This is a genomic window from Bacillus cereus group sp. BfR-BA-01331 (genome assembly GCF_022663915.1).
Classification (GTDB): domain Bacteria; phylum Bacillota; class Bacilli; order Bacillales; family Bacillaceae_G; genus Bacillus_A; species Bacillus_A mycoides.
In genome coordinates, this window is record NZ_JAKUGJ010000159.1 from 1 (window position 1) to 408 (window position 408).

The window sequence follows — 408 nt, forward strand, 5'->3', positions numbered from 1 at the left end:
TAGTTTACAGCCTCGTAATGGTTTTCTGTTGTCTTACGTCGAATGGCATCAAATGTCCAATCTACTTCATTGAGGTAGATGTTTGCGGCTAGGGGAGAAAATGGTCCCCCTTGCGGGACACCAATCTTTCCTGTCACCTTGATTACCTGTTTTACAAGATGCATAACTTGCGAATCTTGGACACGCTTTGCAATTTTCTCCAAAAGTATGTGGTGTCGAATTGTATCAAAGTAGCGTGACAGGTCAACATCGATTACTACAGTCATCCGGCGCAATATGCTACGTCGCACTTCTGCCAGTGCTTGATGTGGAGAGCGTTTTGGTCGGAATCCGTAGGAATTTGAACAGAAATCAGCTTCAAAGATGGCTTCCAATATGAGTTTTAGCGCTCCTTGGACCACGCGGTCC

The 408-nt window shown here is 45.3% G+C and carries 1 protein-coding gene; it reads right to left on the bottom strand.

Features of this window, described 5'->3' with window-relative positions:
• Positions 1-408, bottom strand: a 408-nt coding sequence (locus MR155_RS31440; protein ID WP_242312128.1) for a reverse transcriptase domain-containing protein, incomplete at both ends; no start/stop codon positions are given.